A 16,565-nucleotide genomic window follows, 5' to 3' on the forward strand; every position below is an offset into this window, starting at 1 on the left:
GTGCGGGACGGGGTGGGGCCCGCGCAGGTGCCGGGAGTGCACAGCCAAGGTGCATTCTAGCGCCGGATTGCGGCGGCGGGATTGGCGTTATCGGCGATGTGGTGCGTCGGCCCAACCCAGTGCGTCGATCACGCTCTGCATGTCGGCCGCCAGCGGGCAGGCCAGATCGAGCACCGCCCCGGTGTGCGGATGCGCGAGGTGCAATCCGGTACAGGCGAGCAGCATCCGGTTGGCACCGAAGTGCTCGGCAAACATCCGGTTGTGGCGACCCTTGCCGTAGGTCGCGTCGCCGATGATCGGGTGGCTCAGGTGCTTCAGGTGGCGGCGCAGCTGGTGGCGCCGGCCGGTGAGCGGCGACAGCGCGGCCAGCGAGTAACGGCTGGTCGGGTAGCGGTCGACGGCGACCGGCAGCTCGATCGTTGCCAGCCGGCGGTAGTCGGTGACTGCATCCTGTGCGTCGGTCGCACTGGCGTCGCCGGCAAACTCGTAGGCGTCGACCAGCCGGGTCAGCGGGTGATCGACGGTGCCGGTCTCGGGCAGCCAGCCGCGCACCACGGCCAGGTAGTCCTTTTCCACCGCACGGGTCTCGAACGCCGCCGTCAGCAGCCGTGCGGTGTCCTGATCGAGCGCGAACATCAGCGTGCCGGATGTGCCCTTGTCGAGCCGGTGCACAGGGTAGACGCGCCGGCCGATCTGGTCACGGACGATCTGCATCGCAAAGCGCGTTTCGTGCCGGTCGATCATCGACCGGTGCACGAGCAGGCCCGAGGGTTTGTGGACCGCGATCAGCGCATCGTCGCGGTACAGCTCGGGCAGCGTTTCTCGGCTCATTCGGAGGGCGGCGCCAGCACGGTGCGGTTGCCGTTGGTTTCCATGCCGCTGACGAGGCCGGCGGCCTCCATGCTTTCGATCAGCCGCGCTGCGCGGTTGTAGCCGATGCGCAGCGAACGCTGTACTGCCGAGATCGACGCGCGGCGCGATTGCAGCACGAAGGCGACCGCCTCGTCGTACAGCGGGTCGGCCTCGGCATCGCTGTTGCCGCCGCCGGCGTTGCCGGCTGCTTCGGCATCGAAGCCGCCGTTGAGCACGCCGTCGATGTAGTCGGGCTCGCCGAACTTGTCCTTCAGGTACTCGACGACCTTGTGCACCTCGTCGTCGGCGACGAAGGCACCATGGATGCGCTGCGGGTAGCCGGTGCCCGGCGGCAGGAACAGCATGTCGCCCTGACCCAAGAGTGCTTCGGCGCCCATCTGGTCGAGGATGGTGCGACTGTCGATCTTGCTCGACACCTGGAACGCCAGCCGCGTCGGGATGTTGGCCTTGATCAGCCCGGTGATCACGTCGACCGACGGCCGCTGCGTCGCCAGGATCAGGTGGATGCCGGCGGCACGGGCCTTCTGCGCCAAGCGGGCGATCAGTTCCTCGATCTTCTTGCCGGCGACCATCATCAGGTCGGCGAATTCGTCGACGACGACGACGATGAAGGGCAGGTGTTCGACCGGTTCCGGGTTGTCCGGGGTCAGCGTGAACGGGTTGGTCAGCTTCTGACCGGCCTTCTCGGCTTCCTTGACCTTCTGGTTGAAGCCGGCAAGGTTGCGCACGCCGAAATGACTCATCAGCCGGTAGCGCTTTTCCATCTCGGCCACGCACCAGTTCAGCGCGTTGGCGGCGAGCTTCATGTCGGTGACCACCGGCGCCAGCAGGTGCGGAATGCCGTCATAGACCGACAGCTCGAGCATTTTCGGGTCGACCATGATGAAGCGGACTTCTTCCGGCGTCGCCTTGTACAAGAGCGAGAGGATCATCGCGTTGACGCCGACCGACTTGCCCGAGCCGGTGGTGCCGGCGACCAGCATGTGCGGGGCCTTGGCGAGGTCGGTGACGACCGGCTGGCCGGTGATGTCCTTGCCCAGCGCCATCGTCAGCTTCGAGCCGGACTCGGTGAACACCGGATCGTTGAAGACTTCGGACAGCCGGATCATCTGCCGGGTCGGGTTCGGCAGCTCGAGGCCCATGCAGGTCTTGCCCGGAATCGTCTCGACGACGCGGATCGATGCCAGACCGAGCGCGCGCGCCAGATCCTTCATCAGGTTGACGATCTGCGCACCGCGAACGCCGACGGCGGGTTCGACCTCGAAACGGGTGATCACCGGGCCGGCGTAGGCGTCGACGACGGCGACCTTGACCTTGAACTCGGCCAGCCGCTCCTCGATCAGGATGCCGCGTTCGAGCAGCTCTTCCTCCGACACCGTCTGCACTGCGCTGGTCGCCGGTTGCAGCAGCGATACCGGCGGCAACTCGCTGTCGTCGTAATGACGGATCGGCGCCGGAGCGTGTGCTGCCACCGTCGCGGTGTTTACCGGTGCGGGCGAGGGGGATGCCGGCTCCTCGTCGTCCCAGTCGAGCGTCGTCGGCGCATGCTGCCATGGCGAGACGGCCACTTGCATCGCGGGAGACGAAAGCGGCTGGATGGCCGGCGGAACGGGGGCCATCGGTGTGGCCGGGACCGGCTCGGCGATCGCAAGGACTGGCGGCACATCGATCGGTGCCACATCGATCGAAGGCGGCACGACTGCCATCGGCGGGGGTGCAGGCATGAATGCCGGTGTCGAACCGGCTTCCGGCCCGGCGTCGCTGCTCGTACCGGTGAACGGTGCGATGTCCTCGCCCGGGGTTTCCGGCAAGGTTTCGGCAATGATCCCGGCATCGACGACGACCGGTTCGGCGTCTGCAGCCGTCACGGTCGCTTCGACGACCGGTTGCGGCTCGATGACCTCCATCGGCGCAACAGGCCGGGTGGCCATGAGCTCGCCGGTCCACTCGAGCGGCGGCAGCTCTGCGGCCGGCACGGCAGCGGCGATCGCCGGTGTTTCAGCCGTGGCCGGGGTGATCGGGGGGGCGGCGGGTACCGGCGCCGCTGTTACGCTGGCCGGCGGCGTGCTGGAGCCCGCTGCCGCGGCGGGCTTGCCCGGAAAAGGGCGGGTGGTCACTCGCGGTTGCGGCACGGCGGCTGCGCGCTGGATCGGCTGAGGCACGACGCGCCCGGACGCACGCAGCGCCTGGTCGGCCTGCATCCGCAGCGTGCGGGTATTGAGTTCGGTCGTCTGGGCCGTGCGGCCGGCGCTTGGCGACGGTGCCGGTGTGCGCTCGCCATGGATTTCGCGCAAGCGTGCGCGGACTTCGTCGGCGCCGATCACCGGCATGACCGCCGGCGCCGCGGCGCTCGGGCGCGTGGCCCGGTTGCGGTAGACACGCTGCAGGTTGTCCATCACCTGTTGCGGCCCGATCACCGGCAGCTCGCGGCGTGGCCTTTGTGCCGTCTCGAGTGGCTGGCGGGGAGCGGCTTCGACGACCGGGCGCGCAGGCCGGTCGGCGCCACGGGCTGTCGGGCGCTGGAGGGGCTCGACAATATCCGGCACCGGCTGACGCGCTGCGACAGCGGTGTTGCGATGCGTGCCGTCGCCGGCATCCGGTGCGTTGCGCCGGCTGGGAACGGGCTCCCGGCGGACCGGTTCCGCCACGACCGGATCGGCAAATGCGCTTGCGACCGATGCAGCTTCGCTGCGGCGGTCGCCGTGTTGCGGAGCAAACGGCAGCGGGTCGAACGCGGATTCGACCGGCTCGTCGTCGGCTTCGTTGTCCAGCGCGGCCTGCCGTGCTTCGGCGCGACGTTCCTGCATCGTGCGCCACCATCCCGAAATCCGCTCGGTCGGCAGCAGTTGCGACGCGGCGTTGCCGGCGCTGCTGAGCATTTTCGATGTCGTTTCGCGCAGGCCGATCGACGGCGTGTTTTCGGCATACTCGGCCGGATCGAACGGCGCCTCATCGGCTTCCGGTTCGGGTTCTGCCGTTTCGCTGGCCGGTGGCGAGTAATACGGGGTATCGCGCAGGTCGCGCCACCAGTCGGCCAGGCGCTCGAACGGGTGGAAATCCTTCAGTGCCGGGATGCCTTCGCGCAGCGCTTCACCGCTTGCGCCGATCAGCGCCGGCCAGTGGTGTTGCGTCGTCAGCGGAATGCCGATGCCGAAGCCGAGGAGCAGCGTGACGAGTGCGGCAACGGCGTTGCCCGGTGCAAGGCCAAGGCCGCCCAGCAGCCAGTGGCCGAGTTGCGGCAGACCGTTGTCGCCGGCCAGATAGTCGGCCAGTACCAGCGTCGTGAACAGCAGGACGGCGCCGCCAACACGCAGCGGCCGGCCGGGGCGCGGCTCGCCCTGCAGCGGCCAGCGGGTGCGCCAGGCCTGACGCGCCAGCGGCAGCGCCAGCAGCCAGCCGACGTGGCCGAACAGCACGAACAGCGGGCCGCCCGGCAACGCCATCACCAGTACGATCAGCGTCGCGAAGATCCACGACAGCGTTTTGACGAAACGGAACTGGCGGTGATCGCCCGGTTCGGCGAAATCCGGTTCGGCGTCCGGCGGGAGGGATTCGTGAGACATGGTATCCAGTGCGCAGGGCCGCGACGGCCCGAAACAGGCAGCCGCGGCGCAAGCGGGGCGGCGCCTGGAATTCAAGACGGTGCGAAGGCGGCAGCGGCGGTCCGGACATGGCGCCAAAGCGTGGCGGAATGCGGGCCGGCGGCGGGTAAGCCGCTTGGTGCAGCGCGATCGACGAGGCCGCAAAGTGTATCACAGCGCCTGTCCCGCCCGGCAGGCAGCCGGGCCCGTTGGCGTGCCGTTTGTGACGCTGCTTACTGTCGGGAGCCACAGGGCGCGAGGAGCGGGACCGGTGGCTGTTTGGTGGGCCGGGGGCTGCGGCGTATGCTGGATCGTGTCCGAGTCGACGTGAACCCCGCGTGAGAACCGCATCCCCCATCCGCCGCTATCTGAACAACTGGCACGACGAGCAGAACAGCGCCGCGCTGTATCAGGCGTTGGCCGACGCCGAACCCAATCCGGACCGGCAGGAGATTTTCCGCCAGCTGGCCGACGCCGAACGCGGGCACGCGCAGGTCTGGCGCAAGCGGCTCGAGGCCGCAGGTGCGGCCGTGCCGGTGTTCCGCCCCGATTTCAAGACCCGCCTGTTGCGGCGGCTGATTCGCTGGTTCGGCCCGTCTTTCGTCATCGCCTCCGTCGCCGCCGCCGAAGCGGCGGACCGCGACAAGTACGCCGGCCAGGCCGATGCGCTGGCGCTCTCGTCGGACGAACGCGGCCACGCAGCGATCATCGGTGCGGTCGCGGGCGGCCCGGTCGACGGAGCGGCGATTTCACGCGCCGAACCATGGCATCGTGGCGTCGGCTCGGGGAACGATCTTCGCGCGGCGGTGCTCGGCGTCAACGACGGGCTGGTGTCCAACTTCTGCCTGATCATGGGCGTCGCCGGCGCCGGAAGTGCCCAGCACGTGGTGCTGCTGACCGGCGCGGCCGGGCTGCTGGCCGGGGCGATGTCGATGGCGCTGGGAGAATGGCTGTCGGTGACCAATGCACGCGAGCTGGCCGGTTCGCAGCTGGCGAAGGAGGCCGAGGAGCTTGAACAGACCCCCGAGGCCGAACAGCACGAGCTGGCGCTGATCTATCGCGCCAAGGGGCTGCCCCGGGTCGAGGCCGAACAGCTTGCGGCGCGCCTGATGCAGGACCCGCAGACCGCACTGCAGGCGCTGGCCCGCGAAGAACTCGGCATCGATCCGGACGAGCTGGGGGGCAACCCGTGGCGTGCGGCCGGCGTGTCCTTCCTGCTGTTCTCGCTCGGTGCGCTGATGCCGCTGCTGCCATTCCTGCTGCTGCAGGGGACCGTGGCCATCGCCGCCAGTGCGGGACTCAGTCTGGCTGCGCTGTTGCTGGTCGGCGCGGTCACGTCGCTGTTCAACGGGCGCTCGGCGGCGTTCTCGGCCATCCGGCAGACACTGACCGCCGGTGCGGCGGCCGCGATCACCTTCGGCCTCGGACACTGGCTGGGAACGGCGCTGTAGGCGTCAGCCGTCTTCCTGTGGCGTGGATTCGCCGCTGTCGACCGCTTCGGCCAGCACCTTGTCGATGCGCTTGCCGTCCATGTCGACCACCTCGAAGCGCCAGCCGTCCCATTCGACGAAGTCGGCGGTCGCCGGGACGTGCCCCAGCAGCAGCATGATCATGCCCGACAGCGTGTGGTAGCGGCCCTTGGATTCCTCCGGTGCCGTTTTCAGGTCGAGCCGGTCCTTGAGTTCCGGGATCGGAATCATGCCGTCGAGCAGCCACGAGCCGTCGGCGCGCTGTACCGCCCAGGCATCGTCGGCGTTTTCGGAATGGAATTCGCCGGTCACCGCTTCGAGCAGGTCGTGCAGGGTGACCAGACCTTCGATTTCTCCGTATTCGTCGAGCACGAACACCATCTGCATGTTGTTGGCGCGGAAGTTGTCGAGCAGCTCCATCCCGGTCAGCGTTTCCGGCACGTACACGCAGGGCACGAGGTCGGCGGCGAGGTCGGGCTGTTCGCCGCGCAGCGTGTAGGCCAGCACCTGCTTGGTGTGCAGGACGCCGAGGATCTCGTCGAGCCCGCCCTTGCAGACCGGGAAGCGCGAGAACTCGGATTCCGAGATGCGCTTCAGGTTGTCGGCCAGCGGCAGGTTCAGGTCGAGGTAGACGATGTCCGAGCGCGGAATCATCAGCGAGCCGAGCTGACGGTCGTCGAGGCGGAACACGTTGCGCACCATTTCGTGCTGGTGCTGCTCGATCACGCCCGATTCCGAGCCTTCCTCGAGCAGGGCCTGGATTTCCTCTTCGGTCACGCCCTGGTTGCCGTTCTGCTTGACGCCGAGCAGGCGCAGGATGGTGTGCGTCGAAACGCTGAGCAGGTAGACGAAGGGACGCGTCAGCGTCGCCAGCCACTGCATCGGCCGCGCGACGAGGCGGGCAATGGCTTCCGGGTTCATCTGGCCCAGCCGTTTGGGCACCAGTTCGCCGACGATGATCGACACGTAGGTGATGACCACGACGACCAGCGCGGTCGAAAACACGCTGGTGGTCTTTTCGGGCAGATCGAACGTCTGCAGCCATGCCGACAGCGGCGCGGCCAGCACCGATTCGCCGACGATCCCGTTGAGGATGCCGATCGAGGTGATGCCGATCTGGATGGTCGAGAGGAAACGGGTGGGGTCTTCGCCGAGGCGCAGTGCCGTCGAGGCGGCGGCGTCACCGTCGGCGGCCAGCTTCATCAGCCGTGCCTTGCGCGCGGTGACGAGCGCGATTTCGGACATCGCGAACAGGCCGTTCAGCAGGATCAGGCCCAGCAGCAGCAGGATCTCCATTTCAGCGCTCCCGGCCGGACGGGCTGAAGGCCCGGCTTGGCGTCAGCCCGGCGGTACGTCCGGACTGGCGTGAACTGGAAAGGGGATAAGCGTATGCGAAGCTGCTACTGGGAATGTCCATATGGTGAGGGGCCGTGGCCCGTCACTCCTTGAGCTGTAAAGGGACGCTTATGTTAGCGGCAGAGGCCGCGTCCCGACAATGCACGCGCGGGGTGGCTAGCGGCCGGCGGTCGTGTCGGTGGCCGGCAAGGTCGGGTAGAAGGCAAAGCGCAGCGCGCGGCCGAGGCTGGCCGGGACGACCGAGCCGTGGTCCTCGCCGTCGAAACGCTGGAAGGCCACGCGTTCGCCGGCGCCGGGAACGGCCGCCAGCCGCTGCGCGAGTGCGGCGGCGTCGCCGGCCATGTTGAACTGGTTTTCGCGGCCGCCGACGGTGATCAGCAGCCGGGCTGCATCGTCAGGATGACCGGCGGCGTAGTCCGTTGCTTCGGTGACGATGGCGCGTTCGTCCCACCACATTGACGGGCTGGCGGCGATGTAGCCGGCGAACAGCGTCGGCCGGGAGAAACGCAGGTGCAGCGTGAACAGGCCGCCGAGGGAATGGCCGAACAGCACCTGCTGTCCGGCGTTGACCGGATAGCGGGCGGCGATCGCCGGCAACAGCTGTTGTTGCAGGAAATCGGCAAACGCTTCGCGGCCGCCGGTTCTGGGCGGTCGGTCGAATTTTTTCGGAATGCGCTCGTCCGGCACTTTCGACGTCAGGTCGAAGTAGCGCCGGTCGCTGTCGAACGGCTGTTCGGTCGGGTAGCCGATGCCGACGACGAGTACGTCCTGCAGCGGACGCTGCATGCGTGCCGCGCCGGCGGCAATCGGAAAGTGCGCGTTGCCGTCGAGCACGTAGAACACCCGGTAGCCGGTGGCCGGTGGCGGCGCATCGGGGCGGGACACGAAGATCCGGTAATCGAGCCCGCTGCTTTTGGCCCTGACGTCATACACGTCGCCGCCGTTCACCGTCAGCGGCCGGGCGGGCGGCAGCGGTGCGGCAGGTTGGGGCGGTGTGGCGGCGAGGATCGGGTTCATCAGCGTGCAGAGCAGAAGCGGGGCAAGCCAGCGGGTTGGCAGTGTCATGGCAGTTTGGCAGAGGGATGTTCGGTCGGACGCGGGAACGGCACTTCAGCGTTGCCGGGCGGCTTTGGGCGTGATGCCGAACCGGCGCTTGAACGCGGTGGCGAAGTTGGCGGCGCTGGTGTAGCCGGCCAGATCGGCGGCTTCGGCCACGCTGACGCCGTCGCGCTCGAGCGCGTCGCGTGCGGCCAGCAGCCGGCGCAGCCGCAGGTAATCGAACACCGTGTGGCCGTACAGCAGCTTGAAGCGCTGCTGCATCGCGTTGACGTTGAGGCCGACGTGACGGGCAAGGTCGTCGAGCGAATGCGCGTCGGCGGCACCACTGTCGAGATAGTCGCGCAGCGCCTGCATCTGGCGCATTTCGCGCGGCCGCAGTCCCGGCGCTGCCGGGGCCGAGATCTGCGCCAGCGTCTGGACGACGAGTTCGATCGCCTTGCTTTCCAGATAGAGTTTTTCCAGCAGCGGCGCGTAGGCCGGCGGGCGCAGCATTGCCTCGGCCAGTGCAATCTGCCGGGCCGACGGCCGCCAGCGCTGCACCGACAGGTGGCAGGTGCAGAAGCGGCGCAGCGCGGCGTGCTCGTCACTGTCGAGCAGGCCGCTGGAATCCAGCCATTCCCGGCTGAGCGTCAGGCTGACCTTGCGCTCCGTGGTGCTGTCGGTGGCGCGGCGCATGAATACGTCGGGCTCCGCCACCGAGACGAGCGCGGCCTCGTTGACGAGCCGGCCGGCTTCGTCGCATTGCGAGCCCAGCTGCAGCCGGCGCTTGCCGTACGACACGTCGGCGCTGCCGGCAAGGAACAGTGCGAGGTTGAGCCCGCAATCGAGTTCGGCCTCGGCGCCGGTGCAACCGAGGTCGCGCTTGTGCAGCACCGGCGCGTCGGTCCGCGTCAGCATCAGGCCGTCGCGGAGCGGCAGCGGTTCAAAGTGTTGTGCGATCTGCATCTCTGGCTCTCCTCGGAGCCTGTTCAAGGTCTTTTCGAACCGCCTTTCGCGCACGCGTTTTTTGCGAAAAGGCCTTGAGCAGGTTCCTGGTCATGGCGTTTGCAAAGGTTTTTCTGTTTTTCCGCAAACGCTTGTCATACGAACGTGTGGAATACTATGCGCCATTAAATTCAAATGCAAATCATTCTCATTTGAGTGGCGGGCGGCATGGGGCCGGCCGCAAAACAATTACAAAGTAGCTGCAGAGAGTGTGAAGATGATCCCCCCGTTCAAGTCCCTTCCGATCCCGCTGATCGTATCCGCGCTATGGGCCGCCGCGCCCGCCACGGCGGCTGAAAACGAAACCTTGCTCGATTCGATGGTCGTGACCGCCGCCGGTTACGAGCAGCAGATCAAGGAAGCGCCGGCGAGCATTTCGGTCATCACCCGCGAACAGCTGGAAACCCAGCCGTTCACCAGCCTGTCGGATGCGGTTCGCCATATCGAAGGCGTCAGCGTTGTCGGTCCCGATCCCAACGAAACCGACATCTCGATTCGCGGCATGCCGGGCGAGTACACGCTGATCCTCGTCGACGGCAAGCGCCAGAACACCCGCGAAACCATGAACCGCGGCACCGGTGGCGTGCAGGCGTACCAGATCCCGCCGCTGGATGCGATCGAGCGGATCGAGGTCGTCCGTGGTCCGATGTCGTCGCTGTACGGCTCGGATGCGATGGGTGGCGTCATCAACATCATCACCCGCAAGGTACAGAAAGCCTGGCACGGCTCGGTGACGGTCGGCGGCACGCTGCAGGAAGACAAGAACTACGGCAACACCGGCGAAGGCAGCTTCTGGCTCGGCGGTCCGCTCAAGGACGACCTGCTCGGCCTGCAGATCTACGGCGACTACAGCAACCGCCGCGAAGACGACATCTACTACCCGAAGAACTTCACCGAAGGCGCCAACGGCACGAAGAACAAGAACTACGGTGCCAAGCTGACGATCACGCCGAACAAGGATCAGGACATCACGATCGAGGCCGGCCACAACGAGCTGACCTACACCAACACCCCGGGCAAGTCGATTGCCGAGTCCGATCCGGCGATCAGGACCGAACACGAGCGCACCAACTGGGCGGTTACCCACAACGGCCGCTGGGGCTGGGGGACGACGACCGTGGCGCTGTACCAGGAAATCGGCAAGGAAAAGAACTCCGGCGCCGGAGCCGAAGCGTCGATGTCGAATCCGGAAATCACCAATACCGTGCTCGACGGTCTGGTGACGCTGCCATTCGATACCAACATCCTCAAGCTGGGCGGGCAGTACAACCACAACAAGCTCGAGAACATCGCCAACGAATCGCCGGTCGCCGGCCATCGCCCGAGCCCGGACTCGGTCACCAACAAGGTGTGGGCGCTGTTTGCCGAGGACGAGTACTTCGTCACCGACAAGCTCAGTCTCACCGGCGGCCTGCGTCTGGACAACGACGACCGTTACGGCAGCCACTGGACGCCGCGTCTGTATGCCGTCTACAAGGTCACCGACACGATCACGGTCCGCGGCGGCGCGGCCAGCGGTTTCAAGGCGCCGACGCTGCGCCAGACCACGCCGGGCTACTGCATGACCTCGGGCGGTGGCACCCAGAAGCGCGGCGCGCTGTGCGGCAACCCGGATCTCGAACCGGAAACCAGCGTCACCGAAGAGATCGGCATCCGCTACGACGCGCCGAACGGCACCAACGCCAGCCTGACGCTGTACAACAACGACTTCAAGAACAAGGTCGTCAGCTACGATACCGGCGTGCCGGACCCGTACAACCGGGCACTGACCACCTACATCTACGACAACGTCGACAAGGTCAACATCAAGGGCGTCGAGCTCGGCGGTGCGCTGCCGTTCGCGAAGGACTGGAAGGTGAGCGGCAATTACACCTACACCAAGTCCGAGCGCCAGGGGGGCGGCGAGCCGGCATTCGACGGCGGCTCGCTCGACGGCCGTCCGCTCGACAAGACGCCCGAGCACATGGCCAACCTGCGTCTGGACTGGACGCCGATCGAAAAGCTGACCACGTTTGCCCGCATCACCTACACCGGCACGCAGTACTGGGCGGCATTCCGCAACGGTGCGATGAACGTGCGCAAGGCCGATGCCTACACCACCGGCGACATCGGCGCGACCTACACCTTCAGCAAGAACCTGTCGCTGAACTTCTCGGTGCTCAACGTCACCGACGAAATCGATCCGGTCGACGACCGCGGCCGTTACGACGGCCTCGACGGCAACTGGATGGTGCAGGAAGGCCGCCGCTACTGGGCCAGCCTCAACGCCAGCTTCTGATCGTCAACGATCCCTCTTGCCCGGTGCCGGCCTCCCGGCCGGTCCCGGGCTTTTTCCTTTTTTTGATGTGAGCCTTTCAATGCCAGCAGCCTACGCCAGTGTCGCCACGCCGGATGCTTCCCGTTTCCTGTTCAAGTTGTGCAAGCACTTTGCCAAGAAGATTCCGGTCGAGTTCGACGAACACCACGGTCGGGCCGAGTTCGCCTTTGGTGCCTGTACGCTCAGCGCCAGCGAAACCGAACTGCGCTTCGATTGCGATTCGCAAAGCGACGAAGCACTGGCCCGGCTGCAATCGGTGCTGGTCGAGCATCTGGCGCTGATGACGCGTGCCAATCCGCTTCCGGTGGTCTGGACTGCCGGCGCACGCGGCGCGTGATGCCGGTTTGCGCCGGCGCAAACCGTTTTCGGACCGGTCGGCGTACAAATGCGGTATAGAATCATTCTCATTTGAAGAACGTTCCACAGATTGGGGAGTAGCGATGATCCAGCGATGGCTGAAATACACCGGTTTGGCGCTTGCCGGCGCAATGGTATTGCTGGCGGGGCCGGTCCGGGCGGTGACGGTGACCGATCTGGCAGGCCGCAAGGTCGAACTGCCGAAGAAGGTCGACCGCATCCTGCTCGGTGAAGGCCGGCTGTTTTACTCGCTGGCGCTGCTCGAAGGCGACAGGCCGGTGGCGCGCATTGCCGGCTGGCAAGGCGATTTCCGCCAGCTCGATCCGCAGACGTATGGCCAGTACCGCGCCAAATTCCCCGAAATCGACAGGATTCCGCTGATCGGCAAGACCAGCGAAGCAACCGTCAGCGGCGAGAAGGTCGTCTCGCTCAAGCCCGATATCGCCGTGTTCAGCCTCGCCGGCCATGGTCCGAGCGTGCACAACCCGCTGGTCAGGCAGCTTGAAGCCGCGAAAATCCCGGTGATCTTCGTCGACTTCCGGCTCAAGCCGCTGGAAAACGCCGTGCCGAGCCTGCGGCTGATGGGCAAGGCCCTGCAGCGCGAGGCGCAGGCGGAGAAGTTCATCCGTTTTTACGAACAGAACATGAAGCTGGTCACCGACACGGTGAAGGGCATTCCGTCGTCGCAACGTCCCAAGGTCTTCCTCGATCTGCGCGCCGGCACCATGGAGGGGATTGCCACGGCCGGCAACGGCAATATCGGTGAAATGATCGATGCGGCCGGTGGCATCAATATCGGCAGTGGTCTGCTGAGTACCGAGATCGGCGAAGTGAACCTCGAGAAAGTCATCGCGACCAATCCGGCTGCTTACATTGCGACCGGCGCCGGAGCGCCCGACGCCAGGCTCGGGCTCAAACTCGGGCAGGATGTGTCGCCGGCCATGGCGCGTGCATCGCTCGACGTGGTGGCGACGCGCGCGCAGCTGGGCGCGCTCGGTGCCGTTCGCAATGGCAAAACCTATGGCGCGTGGCATCACTTCTACACGACGCCGTATCACGTCGTGCTGGTGCAGCAACTGGCCAAATGGCTGCAGCCGGCTGCATTCGCGAAGCTGGATCCGCAAGCGACCTGGAGCACGATGTACAAGGAATTCCTCGCGGTACAGCCGCAGGGCACATTCTGGGTTGAGGGCGGGGGCAGTCGGTGAGCGCTCCGGAAGTGGCCCTCCTGCAGGCGGCCGATACCGTCGCCGGCTACCGGCGCCTGCTGGGCCGGCGCCTTGCGATCATCGCCGTGCTGCTGGTGGTGATCGTGGCGTCGCTGCTGCTCGATTTCACGCTGGGCCCGTCGGGCATGCCGGTCGCCGAGGTCCTGCAGGCCCTGTTCGACCGGGCCGGCGCCGATCCGGGCAGCGTGGTCATCGTCCGGGACATCCGGCTGCCGTATGCGCTGATTGCCGTTGCCGTCGGCCTGGCGCTGGGCCTAGCCGGTGCCGAGATGCAGACCATCCTGAACAACCCGCTGGCCAGCCCGTTCACGCTCGGCGTCTCTCAGGCCGCGGCCTTCGGCGCCGCACTGGCGCTGGTGCTGGACCTGACGATTCCGGGCGTGCCGCAAGAGTGGAGCGTTGCGGTCAATGCCTTCATTTTTGCGATGCTGTCCGCATGGCTGCTCGATTTCGTCACCCGCGTCGTCGGCATGAGTACCTCGGGTGTCGTGCTGTTCGGCATTGCGCTGTTCTTCAGTTTCGATGCCTTGCTGGCGCTGCTGAAATACGTGGCGACGGCCGAAGCATTGCAGGGCGTGATCATGTGGACGATGGGCAGCCTGTCGCGTGCGACCTGGCCCAAGGTGATCGCCCTGTTTGTCGCCTGTGCGCTGCTGCTGCCGTGGTCGATGCGCAATGCCTGGCGGCTGACCGCACTGCGGCTCGGCGAGGATCGCGCCGCGAGCTTCGGCGTCGACGTGCGCCGGCTGCGGCTCGGTTCGCTGACGCGCATCAGCCTGCTGACCGCACTGGCGGTGTCCTTTGTCGGCACGATCGGCTTCATCGGCCTGATCGCACCGCACATGGCGCGCAGGCTGGTCGGCGAGGACCACCGTTTCTACCTGCCGGCGAGCGCGCTGGTCGGTGCCGTCGTGATGTCGGTCGCATCGGTCGCGTCGAAGAACATCGTCCCGGGCGTGATCGTGCCGGTCGGCATTGTCACCGCGCTGGTGGGGATTCCGCTGTTCATGGCGATCGTGTTCCGCCATGGCGGGAGGGCATGATGACGACCTTGTCGATTGAAAACATCCGCGTCCGCTACGGTCGCCGTGAGGTGATTCCCGGACTGGACGTGACCGCGCTGCAGCCCGGTGAAGTCACCGCCTTGCTCGGCCCGAACGGCTGCGGCAAGACGACGCTGCTCAAGGCGATTGCCGGGCTGATCCGTTGTGACGGCCGGGTGGTGTTCGACGGCCAGACCTTCGGCTACGGCGATTTCGCCGCGCGGGCACGGCATATCGCCTACCTGCCGCAGACGCTGCCGCCGACGGTCCACCTGCGCGTGTTCGAATCCATCCTCGTCGCCCGCCAGGCGACGGCGGTCGGCTTGGCACGCGGCGGCGATCATGCCGAAGTGCTGCAGGTGCTCGACCGGCTCGACATCGGCCATCTGGCGATGCGCTACCTGAGCGAGCTGTCCGGTGGCCAGCGGCAGCTGGTCGGCATTGCGCAGGCGCTGGTGCGCGCGCCGGCGGTGCTGTTGCTGGACGAGCCACTGTCGGCGCTCGACCTGAACCACCAGTTTCAGGTCATGGACCTGCTGCGACAGGAAACGCGGGCACGCGGCATGGTGACCGTGATCGTGCTGCACGACCTCAATGTCGCGTTGCGGCACACCGACCGCGCGCTGCTGCTCAAGGCCGGCCAACTGGTCGCCGAGGGGCCGCCCGCAGCCGTGATCAACGGTGCGACGCTGGCCGAGGTTTACGGCGTGCGCGGGCGGGTCGAACCCTGCTCGCAGGGCTTCAGCCAGATCATGGTCGACGGCCTCGTCGGCGCCTGAATCAGCAACGCCACCTTCGGGTGGCGTTCTGCATTCCGTCGGTCCGCGCTGGACAGTTCACCTCTTGAAGATATATCTTAAGTTGCATCGTTAGATATATCGAAGGAGCGCGTCATCATGAGGAACGAACTGGGGCATCGTGGCGGCGGCCGGCGTGGCCGCGTGTTCGATCACGGCGACCTGCGGCTGGTGGTGCTGGCGCTGACGGCGCAAAGCCCGCGCCACGGCTACGAGATCATCAAGGCGATCGAGGAAAAGTTCGGCGGCAATTACGCGCCGAGTCCGGGGGCGATCTATCCGACGCTGACGCTGCTCGACGAACAGGGCCTGCTCAGGGGCGAAGTCGATGCCGATGGCAAGCGCCACTACACGGTCACGCCGGACGGCGAGGCCTACATCGCGGCAAACCGGGCGACGATCGACGGCGTCATGGTGAGGATGGAACTGATGGCGCGGCGCATGGCCGGCCACCTGCCGCCGGAGCGGGTGATGCAGGCGATGCAGACGCTGAAGCAGGCCTTGCTGCTGCGCGAGCACGGCTGGAGCGATGCGTCGGTGGCCGTGGCGGCGAAGGCGATCGAGGATGCGGCGAGGGCGATTGTCGATGCGCCGAACTGAATCCTGTTGCAGCGGAACATGGGCCACCGCTGAATTCCCGGCTTGAAGAGGACATGGAATGGAAAAGCACATCCAGGAAAAACACAGCGTTACCCGAGTTCGCCACCCGCTCAAGCTGCGCCTGATCACGGTGCGGAAAACCGAGCGGATTGCACCGCACATGCTGCGCGTGACTTTTGCCGGCGAGTCGCTGCAGGACTTCGTCTCGGCCTCGCACGATGATCACGTGAAGCTCTTCTTCCCGGCGCCGGGCCAGGCTGCGCCGATTCTGCCGTCGCTGAGCGAAACCGGCCCGGAGTACCCGGAAGGCGCGATCCGGCCGAGCATGCGCGACTACACGCCGAGCAGCTACGATCCGGTCGCGGGCGAGCTGGTCATCGATTTTGCCCTGCACGGCGACGGGCTGGCCGCCAGTTGGGCCGAGCAGGCCGCGCCGGGGCAGGTGATCGGCGCCGGCGGCCCCCGAGGCTCATTCGTCGTGTCGGACGATTTCGACTGGTATCTGCTGATCGGCGACGAAACCGCACTGCCGGCGATTGGCCGGCGACTGGCCGAACTGCCGGTCGGCGCCCGCGCGATCGTGATTGCCGAGGTGGCCGATGCCGGCGAGGAAATCAACCTGCCCAGCGAGGCCGAGGTGTCGCTGACGTGGCTGCACCGCAACGGCGAGCCCGCCGGTTATCCGCAACGGCTGGAGGGCGCCGTACGCGCGCTGGCGCTGCCTGCCGGTGAAGGCTATGTCTGGGCGGCGGCCGAGCTGTCGGTGATCGGGGCGATCCGCAAGGTGCTGGTCGACGAGCACGGCATCAACAAGAAGCGCATCCGTGCCGCCAGCTACTGGAAGCACGGTGCGGTGGCGCACCACAGCGCACTCGAGGACTGAGTGCGACAGGTGTTCGT

13 protein-coding genes are annotated in these 16,565 nt (G+C 66.6%); 8 read left to right on the plus strand and 5 right to left on the minus strand.

The genetic code is table 11. From position 1 onward, the window contains the following. Positions 1-87 precede the first annotated feature (87 nt). Together IE097_RS02345 and IE097_RS02350 are read right to left on the minus strand one after the other, a co-directional pair. The gene (locus IE097_RS02345) at positions 88-831 is read right to left on the minus strand and encodes a pseudouridine synthase (RefSeq protein ID WP_189458524.1); all 744 of its coding nucleotides are present in this window, start codon (positions 829-831) and stop codon (positions 88-90) included. After that, complete coding sequence (locus IE097_RS02350; RefSeq protein ID WP_229797375.1) at positions 828-4,436, minus strand: DNA translocase FtsK; 3,609 nt, start codon at positions 4,434-4,436, stop codon at positions 828-830. Before IE097_RS02350 ends, IE097_RS02345 begins: the two co-directional genes overlap by 4 nt. A 356-nt stretch (positions 4,437-4,792) precedes the next feature. On the opposite strand from IE097_RS02350, the gene IE097_RS02355 reads away from it, so the two are divergent. Next, a complete protein-coding gene (locus IE097_RS02355; protein WP_229797376.1) occupies positions 4,793-5,905 on the plus strand; it encodes a VIT1/CCC1 transporter family protein in 1,113 nt (370 codons plus the stop codon). Between the two features lie 3 nt (positions 5,906-5,908). On the opposite strand, the gene IE097_RS02360 is transcribed toward IE097_RS02355, so the two are convergent. The 3 genes from IE097_RS02360 to IE097_RS02370 all read right to left on the minus strand — a co-directional run bounded on the left by IE097_RS02360 (position 5,909) and on the right by IE097_RS02370 (position 9,283). Continuing rightward, the gene (locus IE097_RS02360) at positions 5,909-7,219 is read right to left on the minus strand and encodes a hemolysin family protein (RefSeq protein ID WP_189458525.1); all 1,311 of its coding nucleotides are present in this window, start codon (positions 7,217-7,219) and stop codon (positions 5,909-5,911) included. Between the two features lie 216 nt (positions 7,220-7,435). Then, complete coding sequence (locus IE097_RS02365; RefSeq protein WP_189458526.1) at positions 7,436-8,344, minus strand: alpha/beta hydrolase; 909 nt, start codon at positions 8,342-8,344, stop codon at positions 7,436-7,438. Positions 8,345-8,389: 45 nt separating this feature from the next. Beyond that, a complete protein-coding gene (locus IE097_RS02370; protein WP_189458527.1) occupies positions 8,390-9,283 on the minus strand; it encodes a helix-turn-helix transcriptional regulator in 894 nt (297 codons plus the stop codon). A gap of 256 nt (positions 9,284-9,539) precedes the next feature. On the opposite strand from IE097_RS02370, the gene IE097_RS02375 reads away from it, so the two are divergent. The 7 genes from IE097_RS02375 to IE097_RS02405 all read left to right on the plus strand — a co-directional run bounded on the left by IE097_RS02375 (position 9,540) and on the right by IE097_RS02405 (position 16,548). Then, a complete protein-coding gene (locus IE097_RS02375) occupies positions 9,540-11,600 on the plus strand; it encodes a TonB-dependent receptor domain-containing protein (protein ID WP_189458528.1) in 2,061 nt (686 codons plus the stop codon). Between the two features lie 79 nt (positions 11,601-11,679). Continuing rightward, positions 11,680-11,976 (plus strand): DUF2218 domain-containing protein, encoded by a 297-nt coding sequence (locus IE097_RS02380; RefSeq protein WP_189458529.1) that lies wholly within the window; start codon positions 11,680-11,682, stop codon positions 11,974-11,976. A 103-nt stretch (positions 11,977-12,079) separates the two neighbouring features. Continuing rightward, complete coding sequence (locus tag IE097_RS02385) at positions 12,080-13,204, plus strand: ABC transporter substrate-binding protein (protein WP_189458530.1); 1,125 nt, start codon at positions 12,080-12,082, stop codon at positions 13,202-13,204. Next, entirely contained in the window at positions 13,201-14,268 is a 1,068-nt protein-coding gene (locus tag IE097_RS02390; protein ID WP_229797377.1) for a FecCD family ABC transporter permease, read from the plus strand. The genes IE097_RS02385 and IE097_RS02390 overlap by 4 nt, the downstream gene beginning before the upstream one ends. Next, positions 14,268-15,047 (plus strand): ABC transporter ATP-binding protein, encoded by a 780-nt coding sequence (locus IE097_RS02395; protein ID WP_229797378.1) that lies wholly within the window; start codon positions 14,268-14,270, stop codon positions 15,045-15,047. The genes IE097_RS02390 and IE097_RS02395 overlap by 1 nt, the downstream gene beginning before the upstream one ends. 117 nt (positions 15,048-15,164) lie before the next feature. Next, complete coding sequence (locus tag IE097_RS02400) at positions 15,165-15,665, plus strand: PadR family transcriptional regulator (protein WP_189458532.1); 501 nt, start codon at positions 15,165-15,167, stop codon at positions 15,663-15,665. A gap of 58 nt (positions 15,666-15,723) precedes the next feature. Continuing rightward, entirely contained in the window at positions 15,724-16,548 is an 825-nt protein-coding gene (locus tag IE097_RS02405; RefSeq protein ID WP_189458533.1) for a siderophore-interacting protein, read from the plus strand. Positions 16,549-16,565 lie beyond the last annotated feature (17 nt).

The organism is Jeongeupia chitinilytica (assembly GCF_014652315.1).
Taxonomy (GTDB): domain Bacteria; phylum Pseudomonadota; class Gammaproteobacteria; order Burkholderiales; family Chitinibacteraceae; genus Jeongeupia; species Jeongeupia chitinilytica.

Bases quoted from the DNA above. Each gene is read 5' to 3' on its own strand.
- IE097_RS02385 (WP_189458530.1), top strand. From the start codon at position 12,080: ATGATCCAGCGATGGCTGAAATACACCGGTTTGGCGCTTGCCGGCGCA.
- IE097_RS02400 (WP_189458532.1), top strand. From the start codon at position 15,165: ATGAGGAACGAACTGGGGCATCGTGGCGGCGGCCGGCGTGGCCGCGTG.
- IE097_RS02380 (WP_189458529.1), top strand. From the start codon at position 11,680: ATGCCAGCAGCCTACGCCAGTGTCGCCACGCCGGATGCTTCCCGTTTC.
- IE097_RS02395 (WP_229797378.1), top strand. From the start codon at position 14,268: ATGACGACCTTGTCGATTGAAAACATCCGCGTCCGCTACGGTCGCCGT.
- IE097_RS02370 (WP_189458527.1), bottom strand. From the start codon at position 9,283: ATGCAGATCGCACAACACTTTGAACCGCTGCCGCTCCGCGACGGCCTG.
- IE097_RS02345 (WP_189458524.1), bottom strand. From the start codon at position 831: ATGAGCCGAGAAACGCTGCCCGAGCTGTACCGCGACGATGCGCTGATC.
- IE097_RS02365 (WP_189458526.1), bottom strand. From the start codon at position 8,344: ATGACACTGCCAACCCGCTGGCTTGCCCCGCTTCTGCTCTGCACGCTG.
- IE097_RS02350 (WP_229797375.1), bottom strand. From the start codon at position 4,436: ATGTCTCACGAATCCCTCCCGCCGGACGCCGAACCGGATTTCGCCGAA.
- IE097_RS02405 (WP_189458533.1), top strand. From the start codon at position 15,724: ATGGAAAAGCACATCCAGGAAAAACACAGCGTTACCCGAGTTCGCCAC.
- IE097_RS02375 (WP_189458528.1), top strand. From the start codon at position 9,540: ATGATCCCCCCGTTCAAGTCCCTTCCGATCCCGCTGATCGTATCCGCG.
- IE097_RS02360 (WP_189458525.1), bottom strand. From the start codon at position 7,219: ATGGAGATCCTGCTGCTGCTGGGCCTGATCCTGCTGAACGGCCTGTTC.